A 21,538-nucleotide genomic window follows, 5' to 3' on the forward strand; every position below is an offset into this window, starting at 1 on the left:
TCGACTTGCATGTATTAGGCACGCCGCCAGCGTTCGTCCTGAGCCAGGATCAAACTCTCCATATAAGAGTTGATTAAGCTCATAAGTTGTCTTTTCAAAAAAGACTAAAGAATTAACGTTGACGTTTTTGTTCGTTCAGTTTTCAAAGATCAATTTCTCTTTGTTATTTTTTACCTCGCCGCTCAGAAGCGACTTTATTAATATAACATATCACTCATTTTAAAGTCAACAACTTTTTAAAGAAATTTAAGTTGTTTAGCTTGTCTCGCTGAGGACAAGTATTAATATACCATGCTTAAGAAATGTTTGCAATATAATTTTTAAAAAAGTTTATTGTTTATTATTAAGGTATATAAACTATAAGGGTACTCTCTTCCCTCTATATAATATTATTCATCGGAAGCTCCACAGTCCGGATTGCTTACCTTCCTGTCGCTGTAAGTCTCCAAGTACTTTTCGATTTTTTAACTTCTATTTTCCCGATCAACTTCATTATATATAAAAACACATTTCGTTAGTATTTCGTCCATATACCCACATACTTATCCACTTTTAATTCCTTTTAGTATAAGTTGTCAACAAAGTTATGCACAAGTTGTGGATAACTTTATGCACTTTTTCCACACTTCATTTTAACCCCTATACCCATGTTGTCAGTTTAGCAATAAAGAAATAGTAATAGTTTTAGTTTAAACTTCATAAAATCTATTAACTCTACTATTAAAATGGAAGGTGTGAATCACGCTGGAAACCATAGCACTATATCTATCAGTAATCATGGCAGTATTTCTGTTTGCTTATGCGTATGCAGAAGGAATTAAAATAGCGAATTCCGATGAAGAGGTCTATGGGGGCACCTTCATACTTTCAGTTACAGCAGCATTTATTTTCTCCGGACTAACGTATGTATTTATATAAAAAATCTCCCACTTTGCGGGAGATTTTTTTATAAGGATATTTAATGAATACTTTTTTCTAAACTATTAATAAGTCCTTTTATATCTCGCCACACAAAAGCAATTTCCACACATTTTGTCCCCGCGATGGTTATTTCCTCTTCATTTGCTTTCTCCGGATAAAATTTTTCATAGAACTGCCTGCTTTTATTATCTGCAAGCACCCATACAAGGACAGTACTGAATCCTGCTTTGGAAAGCTCTTTTACACCAGCTAGAAAAAGTTTGGTTCCTACCTGGTTTCCTTGGTGTTTTTCTAAAAGGTAGATCGCATATAACTCGCCATCAGCACCAAACCGTTTTGTACGTTCTGGTCCAAATGAAGAAAACCCAACAATTTGCCCTTCATCAGTTTCTGCTGCAAAAACAGGCTCAATTTCTTTCTTCGAATTGAGTGCCTCCAGCCAAATCTTTTCACGGCTTTCAACTTTAAGGTTATCCAAAAAATTCTGATCCAAAATCCCTATATAGGTTTCCTGCCAGCTTTTCACATGTACTTCTGCAATGGCTCTTGAATCCTCCAATACCGCTCTGCGAATAACCACCATTGTTCCTCCTCTTACCCGGAAATCGTTGTCTTTTTTTTCAATTCCTTCATGCGGAGTCTTCTTTCATCTAATAAGAAAAGAGAGATTCCTCCAATTACAATGGCTCCTCCAAGGACTTGGGTCCAGACAACCGACTCCTGCAGAAGATAATAAGCTAAGACAGCGGCACCCACTGGTTCAAATAAAATGGCCATGGAGATGGTTGAGGTACTAAGCCATTTTAACGACCAATTAAACAATGTGTGTCCTAGCAATGTTGGAATTAGCGCCAGCAAAATAAAATATACCCAATCACTAGTTGCATACGGCAATAAAGGCTCCTGGACTATTAGTACATATAACAACAATGTTACAGTGCTTATGCTGTATACAACAAAGGTATAAGTTATAAGTGAAAGTCTTTTTCTTACTGCCTGGCCAAACATTAAGTATGCCGTAACCAAAGCACAGGCAATGAGTGCCAAAATATCTCCAAATAAAGCGGAGCCGCTGATCTTAAAATCCCCCCAGCTTATAATGACACTCCCGCCTATAGCTAATAGTCCGCTCAAAATCGCTTTCCAGGTAAACTTTTCTTTAAAAAAGAAATACGTTCCCGCAAAAGCAAATAAGGGCTGAAGGGTGACCAGTACCGTTGAACTTGCTACGGATGTGTAATTTAACGATTCAAACCAAAGAATAAAGTGGAATGCCAAAAACACACCGGCAACGAGTGAGTAGACCCAATCCCGCCTTGTAATAAGTCGAAGTTCCGGAACATATTTTATAAGAAATACAGGCAACATGAAAAGGACTGAAAAAAAGAGCCGGTAAAAGGCAATAACTCCTGATGGAGCACTGGATACTTTTACAAGAATCGCTGATGTGGAAACGGAAATGACGCCGATTGCAAGCGCGACATAAGGGTTTATTTTTGCATCTGACATTTTCACTACTCCTTGTTTCTGTTTCCTCAAATTTAGGGTATATACTATTTTACAACGCACTATTGGATTTTTACTATCCTTTTATTATTTTCTTGTTATGGATTTAAAAGAAGCGATATTGGATATATAATACTTTAAAAAAGCGGGAGATAGCATGAGCAATTTAGAGATAGAAATTTTAATGAAATTAGGGATTTCAGCTGTCTTGGGCCTCGTAATTGGGCTTGAGCGGGAATTAAAAAGAAAGCCTGTTGGTTTAAAAACCAGTTTGGTTATTTCTATTGTCAGTTGTTTGCTGACGATTGTATCCATCGAATCAGCTTATATGTTCCCAGGAAACGATGACATCAACATTACAATGGACCCTCTCCGTTTAGCAGCGCAAATTGTTTCAGGGATAGGCTTCCTGGGTGCGGGCGTTATTTTACGGAGAGGAAATGACAGCATTTCTGGACTTACAACGGCAGCTTTAATATGGGGAGCGGCCGGAATTGGGATCGCAGTTGGTGCAGGATTCTATATTGAAGCAATGGCTGGGGTGGCTCTATTAATCATTTCTGTTGAAGTTGTTCCATTAATAATGGGCTTTATCGGACCTCGACAATTAAGAGAAAAAGAAATTACGCTTCAGCTTAAGGTGAAGGATAAGGAAAATATTGCAGACATCATCCCAGCAATTAAAGAACTCGACATCTCCATTAAACACATCCGCATAAAAGATCTGGAAGAAGAACATCAGCATCTTGTCCAGCTCATTGTAGCTGTCGACTACAAAAGAAGAACCACGGATGTCTACTACAGCGTATCGAATATCAAAGGTGTTCAATGTATGGAAATTGAAAGTCTGCAATAAAACGTAAAATTTTTTTAAAATCCCTCTTGCAAGAAGACCCTGTTGTGGTTATAATTTTTCTTGTATCAACCACCCGGGGGATTAGCTCAGCTGGGAGAGCGCAACGCTGGCAGCGTTGAGGTCAGGGGTTCGAGCCCCCTATTCTCCATAAAAAGAGAAAAAAAGCTGCAAGGTCTAAAAAAGGCTTTGCAGCTTTTTTGTTTTTGGCTATCTTCGAGCTTTAAGATTCGTTAACTTAACTCATTCAAAAAATCTTTCAAGCTATGCATTGTTGTATAAAAAATTGGTAGTCAACGAAATCCAAGTAGTTCTTCAGAGACTTTGGATTACCTGTTTTAAAAACATTAAAATCCCAAAGGCTAGAACGCTTAGATGGAAACTTTTTCACTTCACCCAAGTAAGGATTTCGCTTATATACAATTGTTAATGTTCTGACCATTCTCTTTAAGGTTTTATGCTTTCGTGAATCGACTAATAAGGTTTCCATAATCTAACCGGTCACCTAATAAATATATCAGCTGAACAATATCCAAAAAGTACTTTGATGAATCCATATCAGGCCGCCACCCATAAAGGCAGATCATATTAAAAGTATGGTAATCAGATAATTCTTTTATAAAACAATAGAGTTCAAGCGGAGTGATTTTTCCCAGAATTCATTAATATCGAGAGAAGAAGAGTTCTCCTTCAGCTGATCCCAATGCAATTCCACTGTTAAGGGAATTCGCGAACCAGGATTTCTTTGTTGAAGCTGCAGTGGAAATGAGATGGAATAAGTTCTTCTTCAACCGTAAAATCCAATGAAGTTATAGACTCAATAGCTTTTTCAAGTTAGTATCGCATAAACAAGTCAATATCAGAGGTTCCCCTTCCTCCTAAATGGCCGAAATATTTCTCTGCAAAGGTAACTCCTTTTAATGGACTGGCCTCCACTTCTATCTGAACCATCATGCATACCGCTCCTCCCCATTCTCCCCTATAACCGCTTCATAATGTCCTATTAAATCATTAAAGATTCTATCCCACTTTTGAGTCAGCGCATAATCCCTGCCTTCAAACCCCATTTGTGACCGAACTTTATGGTTAGTCAGAAGGTTTGTGATGGCATCTGAGAATCCCTGTACGTTACCCGGTTCGCATAAGTGGCCTGTTACTCCTTCTCGAATAATGCTTTTTACTCCACCTGAGTTTGCGCCAATCACTGGTGTACCGCTTGCAAGGGATTCGAGGACGACGTTTCCAAAGGTTTCTGTAGGAGATGGAAAGACAAATAGATCTGATGCAGAGTATACTTCAGCGAGCTGCTGGCCTTTTAGATATCCTGTAAAAGTCACATTTTCTGGAGCCTTAGCCTGTATTTGTTCACGCAGCGGGCCGTCCCCAACGATTAGCCAGTGAATACTTTCGTCAATATGGGGCGGGAGTGATTTGGCAGCATCCAGAAGGATCTCTACATTTTTTTCGGGTGCCAGCCTGCCTGCATAAGTAAGCAGGTATTTTTTGCGGATGGAATATTGCTGGCGGACGGATAGCTTATCATAGTAAGGGTGAAATAGCTGGCAGTCGACACCTCTCGGCCAGATTACCAGGTTTGTGAAGCTGTGCTGCTTTAATTGCTCTAATGTTTCGATGGAGGGCACAAAGGTTTTCCTAAATGCACCGTGGAACCATTCCATGTATTTCCAAAGTATGCTTGATAGAAATTTAAGATCATAGAATTCCAGATAATAGTCAAAATTAGTATGAAATGATCCGACTAAAGGGATATTTAACTTTTTTGCGCAGTAGACACCGCTTAGCCCCAGATTAAAAGGAGTGGCAACATGAATTAAGTCGGGGTTGAACGTTTCAAGTTCGGCCTTGATATGAAAATAATTCGGAAAAGCTACCCTGCATTCAGGATATAAAAAAAAAGAAGCACTTTTAAAACGGTGAATATGGGCTGAAACATACTCTTCTGCTCGGTTTGCAGGTGCAAATATTTTTACTGCTATGTTTTGTTCGCTTAAATAGTCTGTAAATCTTTTTAGCGTTCTGGCGACTCCATTGATGTCGGGATAAAAGGTATCAGTGAAAAAGGCAATTTTCATATAATCCTCCTTGCTGTTTTGTCCTTCCTGTCCTTTTTAGAGAAGGAATAAATAACTTAGAATGCCACTTGCTGTACCAAGTATTCCTCCTGCAAGTACATCAGAAGGATAGTGCAATCCCAGGTAAACCCTCGATAGCCCCACAAGAGTTGCCAAAGGAATTAGAGCAAAAGAAAGTGCTGGTATGAGTAATACAAAAGGAACAAAAACAGAAAAGACCGCTGTAGTATGCCCTGAAGGAAAAGAGTGGTCCTGCAAAGGGTTCACTGGAAAATGAATATTTTCTAATATGATATAAGGTCTTTGACGCGGATACGTCTTTTTAATAAAGTGGACAGGTAGATGGCTAAAAGATAGGGCAAGCGCACTTGAAAGAGCTGTCAGCCGCAGTTTATCAGATGAAAATAACATGAGCGCAAGCACCGCAGCTATTGTAAATCTGGCACCCCCAATATGTGTAATAGTCCGGAAGAAGAGGTTTAAACATTTCTTATCAAAGTGCCGGTTAACCGCTTTAAATAATCTGCAATCTGCCTCATAGAAAACAAGCAGTTTTTTCATCATGTCCCATCCCCTGTTACATACGGAAGATTTTGCATTAACTTTGAACCCTGTTTGGCTGAATAGAAGGTCTTCCAATTGAAATATAGGTGATCGGATGGCTGCTGATGTTCTGGATAGAGTAGCAATTTCTTCCGTCAATGATGATTGGAGATTTCATCTTCTCCGCATATAATTCTAAAGGAAGATGCTTGATATGATCCCATTCTGTCGCAATAATGGCTGCATCTGCATTCTCAATCGCTAATTGTATATCCATCGTATATTCAATTCCATTTCCTAAAACCTTTCTGGCATTGGGGATTGCGGCAGGATCATAGGCAATGACTATTGCTCCCTCGTCCTTTAGTGCCTTTGCAATGGTTAAAGAGGCTGCTTCACGGACATCATCTGTATCCGGTTTAAATGCCAGGCCGAGAAGAGCTACTCTTTTGCCTTTTAAGGGGCCCAACGTCTCTTTAGCTTTCATGACAGCTAAAGTCTGCTGGCGATTGTTTACCTTTATAACCGACTCAAGAAGCTCGAACTTGTGCTTAACATTACCTGCAATTTGAACAAGCGCTTTTGTATCTTTTGGGAAGCAGGATCCGCCATAACCGATACCCGTCTGCAGAAAATGAGGTCCTATCCGCTTATCTTTCCCTATTCCATATGCTACTTCTTCAATGTTTGCACCGACCTTTTCACAAATGGCTGCTATTTCATTTATAAAACTGACTTTTGTTGCCAGGAAAGCATTAGAGGCATACTTAATCATTTCAGCACTTCTCGTATCTGTTATCATGATCGGTATCTTTAGAGGAAGATAAATTTTTTCCATTATGGATGCCGCTTCCCGGGATTCGGTCCCTATTACAATTCGGTCACCATTGAAAAAATCGATGATGCCAGAGCCTTCACGCAGAAATTCAGGGTTAGAAACAACCATCACCTGAAGAGGAGGAGGTTTTACGCTTTGAATGATTTCCCTTATTTTCTCATTTGTCCCGACAGGCACTGTGCTTTTTGTACAAACGATAACATCATTTTCAATGCTAACTCCAATTGTATAGGCTGCTGCATGTATGTAATCAAGGTTTGCTGTTCCATCTTCGTTTTCTGGTGTTCCCACTGCAATAAAGATGATGTCAGCATTTTTATAAGCAGTTCTAGGATTTGTTGTAAAATCCAAACGGCCATTGGACATATTATGCTTCAGCATTGGTTCGAGCCCCGGCTCAAAAATTGGAGACCACCCCGTTTTCAGCAGCTGAATCTTCTCTTCCCTGACATCAGTACAAACCACATGATGGCCCATTTCAGCTAAACAAACCCCAGTAATTAAACCCACATAACCTGTACCTGCAACAGCAATCCTCATGCAACCCCTCCTGGATATTCTTTACTGCTATTTTACTTAAGGAACCTTAATACATTCTTGAGCACATGTTAAACTATTGTAAAAAATATGTAAGAATGAGTAGAACTTGGCTTCCAGCCCTCCCAATACTCTTTTAAGTGCAAGTTCAATATTGGTTTGGCATGCTTTTCCCTATATAATGTTGAACACTTTCAAATTCTCCATCTTGATTTAGAACAGCAATTGAAAGTCAGTTCTTGAATTTTACCGATTAGAAAGGTCAAATTTTTTTTCACACAAAAAAACCAGCCCGCAAAGCGAGCTGGAATCCTTTCACTCCCCTATTCCCTCATCCTTCCCCGCCAGCCAGAAAGCCGCAGCAATAGATCCGATAATCACAATAAAGGGTGCATAGAACATAACAAATTCCGCCATTTTCAATCCCTCCTATGCATGGTCATTCCTTTTCCCTTGAACATAGTCTTTGTTAAACAAAAACAGCCTTAACAGCAGGTACAGCGAAGGAAGCAGCAGTCCCAGTCCTGCGACAAACGCGATGATGAGAGCGATGGCCATTGCTTCGTTTGTAAAGCTGTCGTATATAGTCAGGTATGGGTAGAGGAGATACGGATAATGAGAGACGCCATAGGCAAAGAAAGCAACCAGGAATTGCCCTGTTAATAGCCCGAATGCGACTCCGTATGATTTCCGCTTCCATATTAGATATACCGTTCCGGCAAACAGGATAAACGAGATGCCGAACAGCCACCATAGATCCATTAAGCGGTTAAAGTGCTCAGGGTTATGGCCGCTTAATTCGACGATTATGCCTGTTGCAGTGATAATCGCAGGCACTGACCAGATGAGTGCATATTTCCTTAGCAGCTCTGTGGCCGGCTCGTCTTGTGCTTTATGGGCGTACCAAGTTAAAAAGACGGCCGAAATATATAATACTGCTGACAAACTTAGCACCACAATGCTCCAAGTCAGCGGGCTGGTGAAAAGCGCCCAGTAATCCAATTCCAGCCCTGTTGCTTTCTCACTCACAAAACCACCTTCTGAAATCGTCAGCACAATGGATAAAGAAGCAGGAATGAATAGCCCAGAGAGACCATATAAGTAGGTCCACTTTTTTTGCTTGAGCCCGCCATAGGTGGTAAAAGCGTAGTAGGAACCTCGGATAGCGAGCAAAATTACTCCAATGCTTGCCGGTACAAGCAGGATTGTTCCATAATAGTAGGCGGTTTTTGGAAAGAACCCGACAATTCCTACGAAGAAGAATACGAGAAATACATTGGTCACTTCCCAAACCGGTGATAAGTAACGCTGGATAATCCGGGTTAAAATATGCTGTTTTCCTCTGAATAGGCTGTATGCGTTAAAAAAGCCGGCACCAAAGTCAATCGAGGCGACGATGACGTAGCCAAAAAGAAAGAGCCACAAAACGGAAATTCCGATTATCTCCAATGTCATCGCAGGTCACCTTCTTTCTCCAGTTCACGATCGGCCAATTCCTGTTCAACCGGATTTTTCCGGAACATGCGGGTAAGTACAACAATACTTCCGATCGCCAGGATAAGGTATAATCCGGCAAACAGAAGCAGCATAAGATCTACCTGGCCGCTTGTGGTTGCGGCATCTTCTGTTCTCATAAGGCCGCGGAGGACCCATGGCTGGCGCCCGACTTCGGTGAACCACCAGCCCGCTTCAATGGCGATCATCGATAGAGGGCCTCCCAATACGATGAGCCAGCGGAACCATTTGGACGAAACAAAGCGAATCTTTAACCAGGTGCCTACTACGTAAACGAGCGAAAGTGCAGTCATCCACATTCCAATTGTCACCATGATATCGAACAAGTAATGGATATAAAGCGGCGGAATCTCGTCTTCCGCAAATTGGTCGAGGCCAATTACCTCAGCATTTGGGTTGCTATGGGCAAGAATGCTGAGCGCGTATGGAATTTTTATCGCATATTTCACTTCTCCATCATCCAGCACTCCATAAAGCATTAATGGTGCTCCTTCTTCTGTTTCGAAATGCCATTCGGCTGCTGCCAGTTTTTCCGGCTGGTATTCAGCCAGATATTTTCCGGAGAAGTCACCTATCACAGCAGTTGCGATTGAGAAGATCAAGCCGATTTTCATCGTCAAAAATAAAGCCTTTTTATGATACACATGATTCGACCCTTTAAGAAGGCGGTAAGCGCCGATTGATGCCAGAACAAAGGCAGACGTCATATAGGCAGTTGACAGCACATGCGTAACCTTGGTCGGCATGGCTGGAGTAAACATTGCCAGTACCGGATTAATATTGACAAGCTGTCCGTTGACAATGTCAAAGCCCTGCGGAGCATTCATAAAGGCATTCACAATCGTAATAAACACAGCTGAAAATGATGCTCCAATGGCAACTGGAATTAATAAAAGCATGTGCTTTTTCTGGTTCTCAAACCGGTCCCATGTATATAGATAAATGCCAAGAAAAATCGCTTCAAAGAAAAAGGCGAAGGTCTCCATAAACAATGGAAGTGCGATCACATTTCCGGCAAGCTCCATAAAGTTAGGCCAGAGCAGGGATAGCTGCAGCCCAATGGCTGTACCTGTTACAACACCAACAGCCACGGTAATGACAAAGCCGCGCGTCCACCTTCTCGCCAGCAAAATATAATGTTCATCCTGTTTTTTGATTCCCACCCATTGAGCAATCATAATCATTAGCGGGATGCCCACACCAATGGTTGCATAAATGATATGGAAGGATAATGTCAGCTCGGTTAAGACACGGCTGAAAAAGACTGATTCTTCATTTCCCATTTAACATTCCCCTTTTCTTATCCTGCAAAGATACGTCCAATAAAAGAGAGACCCATGATCAGCGCCACGATAAAGGCCACCCACATTAAGATTCGTTCCTGTTTTTTATACATTCGCTCACTCCTTTAAGAAAAGCGCAAGGCGCCCGCCTATAAGAACGCAGACTAAAACCGCCACGTCCTGTGGCAACGTCTGCATGACCCGCGTCCTGCGGGCCTCAAGCATAAGACAAGCTTATGACCTCGAGCCGATGACGCCTGGAGCTAGACAGTTATCCGAAGTTCAATTTTATACAATCTTAACTTAAAATAAATGCTCACTACCTCACATTATTCCACATTTTCCTGCTTATCGCCGTGACAATTTAACAACATCTTTATGCTTATGTAAAATTTCCTTTACAACCTCCTATTCCCATTTGAAGTGGAGTTAAAACGAAAATAAAAACGCCATTGAACGTACAAACTGCTTCACGGCGTTTTTAAAGTTTTTGAGTTTTCTAGTCATTTGACCGCCACGGTAAATAAAGCTGAGTGCTAATAATTCAGAGTAGAGGGGTGGCGCTTTTAAATCGACATCCTCATTACCGAAGCTTTTCGTGATTGGAAAGTTTTCTTCGGTAAATATCTTTTTGATGTTTCAGTAAAGGAAGCAGCCAGACTTAGCGCTTCTTCCAAATTTGATTTAATTTCCGGATTCCCCGACGTACTGCAGGAACGCTTATAAATACAGATCATAGCTATATTTTGTGTATAGGCAGCTCTCAAAGCTGATATTCCAGCCGTTGTTAATTTGGCTCTTTTTTTATCCATTTCCCTGACTCCCGTTTTTTTATTAATCTGTTCGAACGGAAAGAATTTATACTATGATTTTCCAATTAACAGGACATAAAAAGACCCGGTGCGGTAAAGCTCACCGGGCGGGAGTTATATATTTTCCACTGCTGTTTCTACATCTTCTTCGCCTGACACAAGATCGAAAGAACGTTTATAGGTATTTTCTTTATCTAAAACAGCGTAAATGGTTTTGGCTACATCTTCGCGCGGGATGAATCCACGTTCCAAGTTTTTGCCTACTTTGATCCTTCCTGTGCCCGGATCATTAGTCAATCCGCCTGGTCGCACGATTGTATAGTTTAAACCGCTATTCTCCAGCATTCTGTCAGCATAATGCTTTGCAACGAAGTATGGCTTTATCGCATCGCTCCATTTATCCCGGTTGTTTGCCTGAATGGCGCTGACCATTACAAACCGATTGATACCAGCCTGCTCTGCGGCTTCGATTGTTTTTACAGCTCCATCAAGATCAATTAAAAGAGTTTTGTCATAGCCTGTATGTCCGCCTGAACCAGCAGTAAATACAATTGCATCACAGCCTTCTGCTGCTTCCGCCAATTCGCCGACCGTTCCTTCAAGGCTTGCTACTGCAGTTTCCACACCCATTTTCTCAAACTCTTCGGCCTGTTCCGCTTTCCTGATCATGGCCCGTGCTGTGTGATTACTGCTTTCGTTTACAAGCTTAACAAGCTGTTTCCCAATCTGGCCGTTAGCTCCAACAATAAGAACCTTCATCTGTTCATACCCCTTTCTGCATTTGCGGATTTATCCTTCTATTATTTCAAAAGAAAAAACCGATATCAAATGTTAGGATCCCAGACGGACAATCTTTCTTTTATATAGAGCAGCAATCATATTCATTACCATTACAGGGATTCTTTTAGGGAAATATCTCTTCATGTAAAATTTATAAAATGCATGTTTCAAGTCATCCCACTGGGTACAGTTCTTTGTTTGTTTAAATCTTGCCACATCAATGATCTTTATGTGACCATCAGGTGTTAAAATGATATTTCGCAGATGTATATCTGAAGGGTTTAATCCTTTGTCCCTTGCCAGCTTTAGCGCTTCATCTATTTCTTTAATCTTCTCCTCTTCGATTGGAATCCCCTTTGCCAGACATTCGAAAAGAGTCAGGCCATCGACGTAATCGATCACAATATAGTTTTCTCCGGAATCGTATAAAGACGGGAAGTAAGGATGATTGGGAAGAGCTTTATATATGTCAGCTTCCTCCTGGGCAATTCTTCTGAACTCTGGGAAGAATATTTTTAATACAAGATTTGTTTCTTTCACTCTAAACGCAAATGCACTTCTCCCTGCTCCGATAAATTCCAAGGAATCATCTTTTTCTAGCAGTCTGGTCCAATTTCTGCTTCTGGAAAATTTAACGCTCTCTGCAAGCTGTTTATACTGTTTCATCTCAAAAGTCCTCCCTGTTTATCGGACCCTTCCTTGATAAAAAATAGGCTCTATTAAATTTACCTGTTGATTTCCGCTCAAGAAACTCGCTTTCCGCGGACGGTCCGGGAGCCTCCTCGGCTACTTGCACCTGTGAGGTCTCCCTTTGACTCGCTCTTCCCGCAGGACATTGAATAAACATCCTTGAATTATCACCGCACGAAGAAAATGCGAATGCATTTTCGCGGGATTAGCGTCTTCCACTCCAATCAACAGGGTGCCACCAACACTGAGCTTTAACAGAGCCTTAAAATAAGGGCGCTGGACCATTTATCCGGTCTCAGCGCCCTTTTAAAAACAAAAGAGACCTTACCAAATAAATGGTAAAGGTCTCGCCAGCAACGTTTGTTGCCAGTAAAGCCGGAGATGTTCATCTCGTATTGACGGCCCTACTTAACAGCTACTCCCCTTTAAGGAAGAATCCGAACTATTTCATTACAGATATTATATGGCTTACAAAGGCAATTAGTCAAACGTAATGCTTTTAACTTTTATTTTTTTACAGGAAGACCCGATATCATTCTGTTATTGCTTTCGAAAATTTCATTCTTTCTAATATGTCATTTATCCCTTTGTTCCTTCTCTAATCCCAAAGGGCTTTTTATAAAATTTATCATTCTTTAACCAGTTTAACCGTTTTTTAAATTAGTGGTTCTTCTGCTGGATTTAATCCTCATTTTACATTTATCTGTAAATAAGAAGTTTTTCTGCGTATAAATTTCTCCGAACAATTTAGATGCTTATGCAAAAAGAGGATGCCCATTTGGACACCCTCGAATCATGCTCATTATTTTTCAAAAATGGAATTAGAAAGGAGACGGAACAGGTAATCTGTATGGTCGCGGAAGCCAGCTTCCAGTCCGATTAATGTAACATCTTTATCCTGTTCTTTGACCATGATGGCCTGGCCCTGTGCTGCATCACGATTTTTCCAGTGTCCTGCAACAAAGAAATCTTCGTCATCTGCAATCGTTGCAAGAACTTCATCATTATCCGTGCTTGTATACCATACAGGACGATAAACAAAACCAAGGTCATCTTCGCCGTATCCAGCCGTTGTACCCGTTCCTTCGTATGCTACCTTAATAATGCCGTTGCTGTTATAGCCGCCAGAATTAATCTCATCATCTGTCAGGCCTAATATCTTAGTTGCACGAGAGGCACCCGCTCCGACGGCTATATATTTTCCGCCATCATTAACAAATGATTCTACATTGGCTTTGAAAGCAGCCAATTCTTCCTGGCTTTGAAGGCCGAACTCTTTGTTAGCAGCACTTAAATTTACAGAAATCAGATTTTCTGTTCCGCTGTATACAAAAACATCATAGGAAGCAAGACCTTGCTTAGCGACTTCAGATGGAGTAAGCTCTTTTACATCAAAACCCAGTCTCTTAAGAGCGAGTTTTGTGCCGGAGTGTGATTGGACTTTGCCCATTCCGCCATCTTTTAAAATCGCTATATTTACATTTTCAATTGATACTGCATCAGCAGGTACTTTACCAGACTCAATATTTAAGCCGGAAGCTTTGACTTCTTCTGAAACAGCATTGGCTGCTGCTTCAGCATAGAAGTTTCCTTCGCTGTCGCGTTTTACCTCAATACCCTTCTGCAGAAGTTGGTTAGCAAGCTGAACTGCTTTTACTGAGCTGTTCGGAATAATAAATGGCCCATTTCCGGTTAATGAACCTTGTTCTTTCACATTATTTACTTTAGATACAACTGCAGCTACATCACCCTGGACGCCAATCGCTTCAAAGCCCCAAAGCTCCGGAAGGCTCCATGCTGAAATATCATACATGGCAGGAGTATCATCTGTAATATCTTCGCCATCCCAAAGCATTGTATTGGCAAGGCCAGCTTTTGCCTGATCCATTTGCACAATGTATGTGCCTTTTGGATAAGACTTGCCATCAGCTTCAAATGCTTTTGATGCCTGTACGACTTCAATGTCATTTTTCAATAAATGGTTCACAGCTTTGTTCGTAACAGTAGGATCTTCTTCATCCACAGGAAGAACATATGCTTTCGGGAAAAATCCATCTTCGTGGAATGGGTGATCAAAGTTGATGCCGCGCTTGAACATTTCAATTTGGTCTGTGATCATTTCTTCCTTATTTTCAGTAGCGAATTTCAATGCACCCATAATCGCATTGTACATCCACCGCACTCCATCTTCGTCATTTTGCGGAGCTTCAAGTGTATGTCCGTAAGCACCATGATACATCGCATACATTGGTGTAAAGATCGGCGGGTAATCATCCCAGCCTGCAGAATCATCACGCTGCGGAATATATGTGCCCTCCATGTTTTTGTATAAGTCACCCTCATATTGCGCTTTATCCCCAACGATTTCAGCTTCCATTGCTTTCGCCTGGTCAAGAGCCCACTTTTCATAAAGGTCATACTCATAGTTAGGATTATGCGGCGGCGTACATGGTTCAATTAGCCCTGGATTATTTTGATCATAATTAACGTAACCGTGTGTATCCAGGAAAACCATTGGATTCCATTCCTTTATTAGCGCAACTGTTTCCTGTGTTTCCGGCTGGGATTGAGTAATGAAATCACGATTCAGGTCAATTCCTTCTCCATTAAAACGTGTTGCTTCAACACGGCCATCCGGGTTTTGCACTACGTTAAAGATGAGGATGTTATTTTCCAAAATAGTCTTTGTTTCTTCATCATTCTCGGTTGCAAAGCGTTCGATCAGCTGCATAACCGCATCACTGCCGACAAATTCGGTGCCATGGATGGAGCCATTGATCATAACTGGCACTTTAAAGTCCGGATTATTGGCAATCCAGTCCTGTGCTTTTTCAGGGTTTTTGAACATTTGCTTTCTTAACGCCTGAATTTTGCCGAATTTACCCTGTGTAGCAGGGTCCGCAATTGTTACGACATAAAGAGGGTATCCATCTGCGGAATTTCCTTTAACCTCTACCTTCACACGATTGGACTGCTTTTCAATTTCTGCCAGCTTGGGGCCAACTTCTGAGAACTTCATAAAATCATAGTTTTGGGCATTAAATTTGCTGCCGTCCTGTTCTTCTGACACATTTACATTTATCCATTTTGGAGCAATCGCTTGAGCAGCACTTAAAGGAACGGATGCCAAAATGCCTGCTGCGAGAAATCCTGATAGAGCCTTTTTCTTATTCATTATGTACCTCCAGATGTAATAGTTTTGTATATTTATGAGATAAATTACATTTTAATTCACGGTTTCGGATTTTGACAATGGTACTATTCTCCTAAAATATATTTTTTAAAACAGGAGAGAATAGACCAATGAATGATCCCTTCATCTTTTTGTCTTTACTGAAATGCCCTTTCTCCACCTTGTATAGGAAGCAAAATATGGCTTCTTTCAGGGTCGATGGTGATTTTTGCACCTGCTTCAGGTCTAAGCGTATACCGATAGTCACTTGATAGAATGACCACTCCTACCCGGTCCCCTTTCTTAAAAACATAGTCGTCCGGCTGCATATCCCAAGTAAAGGTATATTCACGGTAAGGCGTTAATACAGTTGAGCGTTCTTCGCTTTGAAGGTTTTGCGGATCCATCCAGCCCCTTGTTACAATTTCAGGTTCACCAACACCATACTTAACAAGAAGGGCAGTTAAATTTGCTGTCGGCCTGTCAATGCTTGCCCTGATTTGAACCTCTGGCGTCCCGCTTATTCGGATAGATTTTTCTAAAGGCGGTGTTACATAAACAAGGCGATTTTGGGATGCTGAACCCGGATTTTTTGCCAATGTTTCAGCTGTAATAGAAGCATCATCTATGAACTGCTGGTTTTGTTTATTTTTATTTGAAACAGGAAGCAGACTTAAACCGCCGCCATAACGATCAGCAGCCGGACTAAAATAAAGCTTCGTATCGGCTGTTTCTGCTGCCGGCCAGTTTCCCTCTGTATGCCAGGTCTTATCCTCCCGCTGAATATCAACCATCGGTTCTTCCATAACATCATTTTTAATATCGTACAGCCAGTAATCAAACCATTTATTCAGAGTCGGAAGCCATACATCACGCCTAAAACTATATGGGGTGGAGTGGCCGCCTTGATGAAGCCACATTTTTCTTGGAACATCATTCTCGCCCAGGGCATTCCACCAATCTGAGAAATGCTTTGTTTTAACATTCCAGTCGTTTAACCCGTGAACAACAAAGACACTGGCTTTTACCTTATCGGCATCCTTTGTATAGTCCCTCTTGCTCCAGAACTCATTGTAATCTCCTGTTTCCCTGTCCTGTCCTTCTGTTAATTGCTTAATGACTTTGCTGCAGGCTTCCGGGTTATTTCTGGTTAAAATCGCTTCAGCCATATTATCAGCATCTTCTCCCTGATATCCGCCTGGGGCAATAACAGCGCCATTTGAGCGGTAGTAATCATACCAGCTGCTTATGGCTGCTATCGGCACAATTGTTTTAAGTCCTTCTACCCCTGTTGCCGCCGCAGCATTAGGAAGGGTTCCATTATAGGAAACCCCTGTCATTCCAACATTCCCTGTTGACCAGTCCGCTTGTATTTCCTGTCCGTTTGCATCATATGCTTTTGCACGTCCATTCAGCCAATCGATGACAGCACGGGTGCCGAGGATTTCATGCTCATCTCCCGTTGTGGGGCAGCCGTCAGACAAGCCGGTCCCCACGCTCTCCGCAAGAACAACTGCATATCCTCTCGGTACAAAATAGTCGTCATAATAGCCCGGCAAATTTGCCTGCGGCTTTCCTCTTTCTCCCAGGCGTTTCCCTTTCTTTGGAACAGAGTTCAGTTCCACATCCACGTCATAAACCGGCACGCCCTTAATTCCAGATCGGTATGGGCTCATTTCATAGATAACAGGAACTTTTAAACCCTCCTCCGTTTCCTTTGGCCTGATAATATCAGCCCTCACTCTATCCAGCTTTCCATCGCCATCACTGTCGGTTGCCGTTTCAACAAAAACCCTTTCAGCAATAGCCTCATTTAAGGAAAAGATAGGCTGCGTCATTCCGTCCTCGACTTTTATTTGTGTCTCGGCTGAAGCTATATTCGGCTTGCCGATTTCTCCGTGTGCAGACATCGATCCACCTGTAATCAGCGGAAAAGCAATTACCGATGTCATTAGTACTTTTAAGGCTGTTTTTTTCATAGACTTCCTCCCCTATGTAACGATCAGAACCTTATTATAATTTTCAGAATAGGATAAATTTATAGAAATTTCGATAGTCGAAAGACCTGTTTTTGGAAAAGAAACTTGAGATATTCCTACTTGTAGATACTTCTAAAGTCATGGAATTACATTGGTTATAACTCCACAGCCAAAAAATGGGTAATTAGAATCTTTAAATTAAACTTCCTTAAAAATGATTAGTATTTCTTTTCTCATACTTTTAAAAATCTGCTAGGCTATTAGATTCGTTTTCCCTTGCGCTAAAAGGAACCGGAAAAATGTAAGCGAATACATATAGTTGGATTATTAGTCGAGGAGGCATTCGAGATGAAATTCGGAAAGAAGCCTGTTTCTGTCATGCTTGCAGCAGTCCTGACAGCTTCCAGTTTGTATGCTGCTCCTGTTCAATTTGTCCAGACTGCAGAAGCAGCTGAAGGTAAAACTGTGCACCCAAGCTTGCAGGCATTTGACCAAAAAGTGATTGCCAGAATCAATGAAGATCGCATGCTTGAAGATGTCCGTTATTTAACAGAGACGATTGGCCCGCGCGTAACAGGAACGGAAGCAGAACAGCAGGCTGCTGATTTTATCCGGGAACGTCTTGAATCATATGGCTATACAGTAGAAACACAGGAATTCAGCATTCCTGACAAAATGATCGGTGACCTGCATACAAGTAACCAGCAGGAGATTTTAATAACAATACCTTCAGGATCAGGTTCCACTCCTGAAGAAGGAATTACAGCAGAGTTATTTGATGCTGGCTTAGGAAGGACTTCTGATTTTACAGAAGATGCCGCAGGAAAAATAGCTCTTATCTCACGCGGGGATTTTACCTTTGCTGAAAAAGTGACGAATGCAATTGCTGCCGGTGCAGCAGGCGTTCTAATTTACAACAATGTTGATCTGCCAGCACCCATGAACCCTTCAATTGGAGGGCCATATGACATACCGGTCGGCAGCATAACGAAAGCCGGCGGAGAAGCTCTTCTTCAAGATGCTTTGGCAAAGAACAAAACAGTTACGCTTAATGTAAAACGATTCGAAAATGCTAAATCACAAAATATCATAGCCACCAAGCAGCCAAATAAGGGCGAAGATACAGATATCGTTCACATTTCTGCCCATTTTGACAGCGTTCCTTTTGCTCCTGGAGCGAGCGACAATGCTTCCGGAACAGCTGTAGCTTTAGAACTGGCGAGGGTTTTGAAAAGTTATCCTACTGATAAAGAACTGCGATTTGCTTTCGTCGGAGCAGAAGAGATTGGACTTGTTGGCTCTGAGTATTATGTCAGCCAATTGAGTGAGAATGAAATAGAGCGGAGCATTGCCAATTTTAACATGGATATGGTGGGGACTTCTTGGGAAAAAGCAACCGCTATCTATATGAACACACTTGACGGACAGCCAAATCTTGTATCAGAAACAGCTCTTGCCACTGCTGAACGAATTGGAACAGTGTCTGAATTAGTTTTATATCAGCGCGGCTCATCCGACCATGTTTCCTTCCATGATGCAGGTATTCCAGCTGTTAACTTTATCAGGCGGGAACCCGGCACCGCCAGCCTTGAACCGTATTACCATACCCCGCTTGATACCATTGAGCATATTAGTGCAGAGCGTTTAAAAGAAGCAGGCGATTTGGTTGGCGCTTCTGTTTATAGCTTAATACGAAAGTAAGTTTTTAAGCAGAATCCCCGGTACTTTTCCGGGGATTTTTTTATGTTGCTTCACGTTTTCCTTCTTTTCCTGATTTAAATAAATTTTGTGTTTAAGAGCAAAATAAGAGGGTAAATTATATTCGTTCTAAATTTGTGTCCAAATAATTATCTTCGTTACCGTTTAAATTGAAAGAAATTCGGGTAACATAAATGTAACATTACAGAGAATCAAACTATCGAAATGATATTCCTATATGCCCCCAAAGGAGGGAGTCATCATGGATTTTGAACAGGAGGCTGTCATACTAAAGAGAGAACTCTCCCTTCTCATGGATGAATATGAAAGGTGCGAGATTGACGACGTGAAAACTGAAATATCCAAGGACATTCAACTACTGAGCCGTGCAATAGACGATATTCTTAATTGAGAATATGTTGGCATGGCTTTTTTTTATATATTTAGCAGCGGCAGGCTGGTTGTCCTAAGCATGCCGCTTATCTATTTTTTATTTTAAAATTAATTATGTTTGGGAGTGTAGATTGTGCCTCATCAGCTATATTACAATTTTATTCGATTGCCGCTAGTCATTAGAATTTTGCTTATCGCCCTTGCTGTTATCCTTTTTTACGGAGGAATCATACATATCATAGAGCCAAAGACCTTTCCAACTTTTTTTGATGGCATATGGTGGGCCGTTGTTACCGCATCCACTGTGGGATTTGGTGACTTTGTCCCTGAAACCGTGTTTGGCCGTGTAGTTGGGATTGCATTAATCTTAACCGGTGCAGGCTTTTTATCCACCTATTTTATATCACTTGCTACTGCAGCCGTTACCAGACAAAATGATTTCCTGGAAGGCAAAGTGGGGTACAAAGGAAAGAATCATATTATCGTGATTGGATGGAATGAACGTTCACGGGAAATAATTAATACTCTTGGAGGAGACGGAATGAAACATTCCATCACTTTAATTGATGAAACTCTTAAGACAAACCCGGTGCCACACAATAATGTTCATTTTATCCGAGGACGATCTAATAGGGATGATGTCCTGATAAAGGCAAATATTTATGAAGCAAAAAAAGTAATTATAACTTCTGACCAGAATAAAGACGAACTGCATGCAGATATGAATTCTATTCTGACACTGCTGGCTATTAAAGGATTGAATCGCGAAGTTCAATGCATTGTAGAAATACTGACTTCTGAACAGGCTGCGAATGCCAAAAGAGCCGGTGCAGATGAAATTGTTCAAACGAATGTCCTTACAAGCTTCGTTATGATTAATAGCATCTCGTCTCAGGAACTTGTTACTTCATTTTTAGACTTGCTTGGCCAGCTTGATAAACGCAAATTGACCTTTCAGCCTGCTTCGGAAGAAATCGCAAATAAGACCTTTGCTGAATTAAGCGCCGAGCTGATGAAAGACGGCATTCTTTTATTGGGTGTGAAGAGAGGGGAAGAAACTTTGGTCAATCCTCCCCAGCCTTTTAAAATTCTCCAGCAGGACCAGCTGATTGTCATACTCGGTTAGTCCCTCATTAAAACAGATTCCAGCTCCTGTACAAGTGCTTTGCCGAGATCGATGTATTCTTTCGGAAAACTTGCATCCTTATCCACAGGCTCAGAAAATTGGTCAAATGAACCGGTGAAATTCCCTGTATAAGCGTGGTCATCAAGGCCACGCTGATATTTATGGGAAAGCAGAAATGGCCTGCCCAATTCCACCGTACAGCTTGGATCATCAAGCTGCCCGTCAATGGCTTTAAACGGAAGCCGCAAAAATTGGTACCCCACCTCATCATCAATTTTATAATCGAAAGATCCATGGTCATAATCCCAATTCCCGCCAATCGAATAGCCAATCGGCTTCAGCGCCTGCTCCAGCTTATACAAATCAAAATGCTCCCCTTCCACTTTTGAAGGAATCTCGATCACTGCATCCATCCCCTTTCCATGCTTTTTGCTTTAGTTTCTCCAAAGAAAGGGATATCATGAATTCAAATTTGGGGAGTTTTTTGTGTTTCGCGGATATATGGAAAATTTCGCGGTTATATTAAATTTTTCGCGGATATTTTAAAATGGTTGTACTGTAAAAAGGAAGAATGTTTTTCACCCGCTAAAAAAGCGCCTACCCACAGGCAGACGCTTCCTCGCTCTATTTTTTTGGCTCTGTTAAACTTGAGTGTTGATTTCCGCTGCAGGCACTCGCTTTCTGCGGGGTCTCCCTTGGGTACGCTTTTCCCGCAGGACTTTGAATAAGCTCCCTCGAATAAACACCGCACGAAGAAAATGCGAATGATTTTCGAGGATCTCGCGCCTTTCACTCCAAT

Annotated in this window: 19 protein-coding genes, 1 tRNA gene and 1 rRNA gene; 5 read left to right on the plus strand and 16 right to left on the minus strand. The window is 41.4% G+C overall.

The window, feature by feature from the left end:
• The 3 genes from DFO73_RS27815 to DFO73_RS27830 form a co-directional block, all read right to left on the minus strand.
• Nucleotides 1-65, minus strand: a 16S ribosomal RNA gene (locus DFO73_RS27815); the annotation flags it as partial.
• Nucleotides 66-958: 893 nt separating this feature from the next.
• Nucleotides 959-1,504, minus strand: coding sequence for a GNAT family N-acetyltransferase (locus DFO73_RS27825; RefSeq protein WP_110067900.1), 546 nt, complete (start codon nt 1,502-1,504; stop codon nt 959-961).
• Nucleotides 1,505-1,515: 11 nt separating this feature from the next.
• Nucleotides 1,516-2,430, minus strand: a complete 915-nt coding sequence (locus tag DFO73_RS27830; protein ID WP_110067901.1) for a DMT family transporter — start codon at nt 2,428-2,430, stop codon at nt 1,516-1,518.
• A 154-nt stretch (nt 2,431-2,584) separates the two neighbouring features.
• Between DFO73_RS27830 and DFO73_RS27835 the strand changes: the two genes are divergently transcribed.
• On the plus strand, nt 2,585-3,283 hold the full coding sequence (locus DFO73_RS27835; protein WP_110067902.1) for an MgtC/SapB family protein: 699 nt from the start codon (nt 2,585-2,587) through the stop codon (nt 3,281-3,283).
• Between the two features lie 75 nt (nt 3,284-3,358).
• Nucleotides 3,359-3,431: transfer RNA gene (locus tag DFO73_RS27840), tRNA-Ala, on the plus strand.
• Between the two features lie 683 nt (nt 3,432-4,114).
• Here the strand turns inward: DFO73_RS27840 and DFO73_RS29025 are convergent.
• The 12 genes from DFO73_RS29025 to DFO73_RS27895 all read right to left on the minus strand — a co-directional run bounded on the left by DFO73_RS29025 (nt 4,115) and on the right by DFO73_RS27895 (nt 17,522).
• Nucleotides 4,115-4,234 (minus strand): nucleotidyltransferase family protein, encoded by a 120-nt coding sequence (locus DFO73_RS29025; protein ID WP_142669550.1) that lies wholly within the window; start codon nt 4,232-4,234, stop codon nt 4,115-4,117.
• Nucleotides 4,231-5,373, minus strand: coding sequence for a glycosyltransferase family 4 protein (locus DFO73_RS27850; RefSeq protein ID WP_110067904.1), 1,143 nt, complete (start codon nt 5,371-5,373; stop codon nt 4,231-4,233). The genes DFO73_RS29025 and DFO73_RS27850 overlap by 4 nt, the downstream gene beginning before the upstream one ends.
• Before the next feature lie 36 nt (nt 5,374-5,409).
• Nucleotides 5,410-5,937 (minus strand): phosphatase PAP2 family protein, encoded by a 528-nt coding sequence (locus tag DFO73_RS27855; protein WP_110067905.1) that lies wholly within the window; start codon nt 5,935-5,937, stop codon nt 5,410-5,412.
• A gap of 34 nt (nt 5,938-5,971) precedes the next feature.
• Nucleotides 5,972-7,294 (minus strand): UDP-glucose dehydrogenase family protein, encoded by a 1,323-nt coding sequence (locus tag DFO73_RS27860; RefSeq protein WP_110067906.1) that lies wholly within the window; start codon nt 7,292-7,294, stop codon nt 5,972-5,974.
• A gap of 312 nt (nt 7,295-7,606) precedes the next feature.
• Nucleotides 7,607-7,708 carry a cytochrome bd oxidase small subunit CydS gene (cydS, locus tag DFO73_RS29910; RefSeq protein WP_375137358.1) on the minus strand — a complete coding sequence of 34 codons (102 nt, stop codon included), beginning with the start codon at nt 7,706-7,708 and terminating at the stop codon, nt 7,607-7,609.
• Nucleotides 7,709-7,720: 12 nt separating this feature from the next.
• Nucleotides 7,721-8,746 (minus strand): cytochrome d ubiquinol oxidase subunit II, encoded by a 1,026-nt coding sequence (locus DFO73_RS27865; RefSeq protein WP_110067907.1) that lies wholly within the window; start codon nt 8,744-8,746, stop codon nt 7,721-7,723.
• Nucleotides 8,743-10,089 carry a cytochrome ubiquinol oxidase subunit I gene (locus DFO73_RS27870; protein ID WP_110067908.1) on the minus strand — a complete coding sequence of 449 codons (1,347 nt, stop codon included), beginning with the start codon at nt 10,087-10,089 and terminating at the stop codon, nt 8,743-8,745. The genes DFO73_RS27865 and DFO73_RS27870 overlap by 4 nt, the downstream gene beginning before the upstream one ends.
• Before the next feature lie 566 nt (nt 10,090-10,655).
• A complete protein-coding gene (locus DFO73_RS27875; protein WP_110067909.1) occupies nt 10,656-10,901 on the minus strand; it encodes a hypothetical protein in 246 nt (81 codons plus the stop codon).
• A 114-nt stretch (nt 10,902-11,015) separates the two neighbouring features.
• Nucleotides 11,016-11,660, minus strand: coding sequence for an SDR family oxidoreductase (locus DFO73_RS27880; RefSeq protein WP_110067910.1), 645 nt, complete (start codon nt 11,658-11,660; stop codon nt 11,016-11,018).
• 72 nt (nt 11,661-11,732) lie between these two features.
• Nucleotides 11,733-12,347, minus strand: coding sequence for a serine/threonine protein kinase (locus DFO73_RS27885; protein ID WP_110067911.1), 615 nt, complete (start codon nt 12,345-12,347; stop codon nt 11,733-11,735).
• An 826-nt stretch (nt 12,348-13,173) separates the two neighbouring features.
• The gene (locus DFO73_RS27890) at nt 13,174-15,546 is read right to left on the minus strand and encodes a M14 family zinc carboxypeptidase (RefSeq protein WP_110067912.1); all 2,373 of its coding nucleotides are present in this window, start codon (nt 15,544-15,546) and stop codon (nt 13,174-13,176) included.
• A 155-nt stretch (nt 15,547-15,701) separates the two neighbouring features.
• The gene (locus DFO73_RS27895; RefSeq protein ID WP_110067913.1) at nt 15,702-17,522 is read right to left on the minus strand and encodes a Xaa-Pro dipeptidyl-peptidase; all 1,821 of its coding nucleotides are present in this window, start codon (nt 17,520-17,522) and stop codon (nt 15,702-15,704) included.
• Between the two features lie 348 nt (nt 17,523-17,870).
• Here DFO73_RS27895 and DFO73_RS27900 point away from each other — a divergent pair, with 348 nt between their 5' ends.
• The 3 genes from DFO73_RS27900 (at nt 17,871) to DFO73_RS27905 (ending at nt 20,739) form a co-directional block, all read left to right on the plus strand.
• Entirely contained in the window at nt 17,871-19,223 is a 1,353-nt protein-coding gene (locus tag DFO73_RS27900) for a M20/M25/M40 family metallo-hydrolase (RefSeq protein ID WP_110067914.1), read from the plus strand.
• A 259-nt stretch (nt 19,224-19,482) separates the two neighbouring features.
• Complete coding sequence (locus DFO73_RS28955) at nt 19,483-19,632, plus strand: hypothetical protein (protein ID WP_181396162.1); 150 nt, start codon at nt 19,483-19,485, stop codon at nt 19,630-19,632.
• A gap of 114 nt (nt 19,633-19,746) precedes the next feature.
• Complete coding sequence (locus DFO73_RS27905; RefSeq protein WP_110067915.1) at nt 19,747-20,739, plus strand: potassium channel family protein; 993 nt, start codon at nt 19,747-19,749, stop codon at nt 20,737-20,739.
• Here the strand turns inward: DFO73_RS27905 and DFO73_RS27910 are convergent.
• Entirely contained in the window at nt 20,736-21,143 is a 408-nt protein-coding gene (locus DFO73_RS27910) for a YugN-like family protein (RefSeq protein ID WP_110067916.1), read from the minus strand. The two genes, DFO73_RS27905 and DFO73_RS27910, sit on opposite strands and share 4 nt — an antisense overlap.
• Nucleotides 21,144-21,538 lie beyond the last annotated feature (395 nt).

It is taken from the genome of Cytobacillus oceanisediminis, assembly GCF_003182355.1.
Lineage (GTDB): Bacteria > Bacillota > Bacilli > Bacillales > Cytobacillaceae > Cytobacillus > Cytobacillus oceanisediminis_A.

Coding starts and splice junctions, on each gene's coding strand:
- DFO73_RS27850 (WP_110067904.1), bottom strand. CDS start 5,373: ATGAAAATTGCCTTTTTCACTGATACCTTTTATCCCGACATCAATGGA.
- DFO73_RS27830 (WP_110067901.1), bottom strand. CDS start 2,430: ATGTCAGATGCAAAAATAAACCCTTATGTCGCGCTTGCAATCGGCGTC.
- DFO73_RS27825 (WP_110067900.1), bottom strand. CDS start 1,504: ATGGTGGTTATTCGCAGAGCGGTATTGGAGGATTCAAGAGCCATTGCA.
- cydS (WP_375137358.1), bottom strand. CDS start 7,708: ATGGCGGAATTTGTTATGTTCTATGCACCCTTTATTGTGATTATCGGA.
- DFO73_RS27835 (WP_110067902.1), top strand. CDS start 2,585: ATGAGCAATTTAGAGATAGAAATTTTAATGAAATTAGGGATTTCAGCT.
- DFO73_RS28955 (WP_181396162.1), top strand. CDS start 19,483: ATGGATTTTGAACAGGAGGCTGTCATACTAAAGAGAGAACTCTCCCTT.
- DFO73_RS27890 (WP_110067912.1), bottom strand. CDS start 15,546: ATGAATAAGAAAAAGGCTCTATCAGGATTTCTCGCAGCAGGCATTTTG.
- DFO73_RS27900 (WP_110067914.1), top strand. CDS start 17,871: ATGAAATTCGGAAAGAAGCCTGTTTCTGTCATGCTTGCAGCAGTCCTG.
- DFO73_RS27860 (WP_110067906.1), bottom strand. CDS start 7,294: ATGAGGATTGCTGTTGCAGGTACAGGTTATGTGGGTTTAATTACTGGG.
- DFO73_RS27880 (WP_110067910.1), bottom strand. CDS start 11,660: ATGAAGGTTCTTATTGTTGGAGCTAACGGCCAGATTGGGAAACAGCTT.
- DFO73_RS29025 (WP_142669550.1), bottom strand. CDS start 4,234: ATGATGGTTCAGATAGAAGTGGAGGCCAGTCCATTAAAAGGAGTTACC.
- DFO73_RS27855 (WP_110067905.1), bottom strand. CDS start 5,937: ATGATGAAAAAACTGCTTGTTTTCTATGAGGCAGATTGCAGATTATTT.
- DFO73_RS27875 (WP_110067909.1), bottom strand. CDS start 10,901: ATGGATAAAAAAAGAGCCAAATTAACAACGGCTGGAATATCAGCTTTG.
- DFO73_RS27885 (WP_110067911.1), bottom strand. CDS start 12,347: ATGAAACAGTATAAACAGCTTGCAGAGAGCGTTAAATTTTCCAGAAGC.
- DFO73_RS27895 (WP_110067913.1), bottom strand. CDS start 17,522: ATGAAAAAAACAGCCTTAAAAGTACTAATGACATCGGTAATTGCTTTT.
- DFO73_RS27870 (WP_110067908.1), bottom strand. CDS start 10,089: ATGGGAAATGAAGAATCAGTCTTTTTCAGCCGTGTCTTAACCGAGCTG.
- DFO73_RS27865 (WP_110067907.1), bottom strand. CDS start 8,746: ATGACATTGGAGATAATCGGAATTTCCGTTTTGTGGCTCTTTCTTTTT.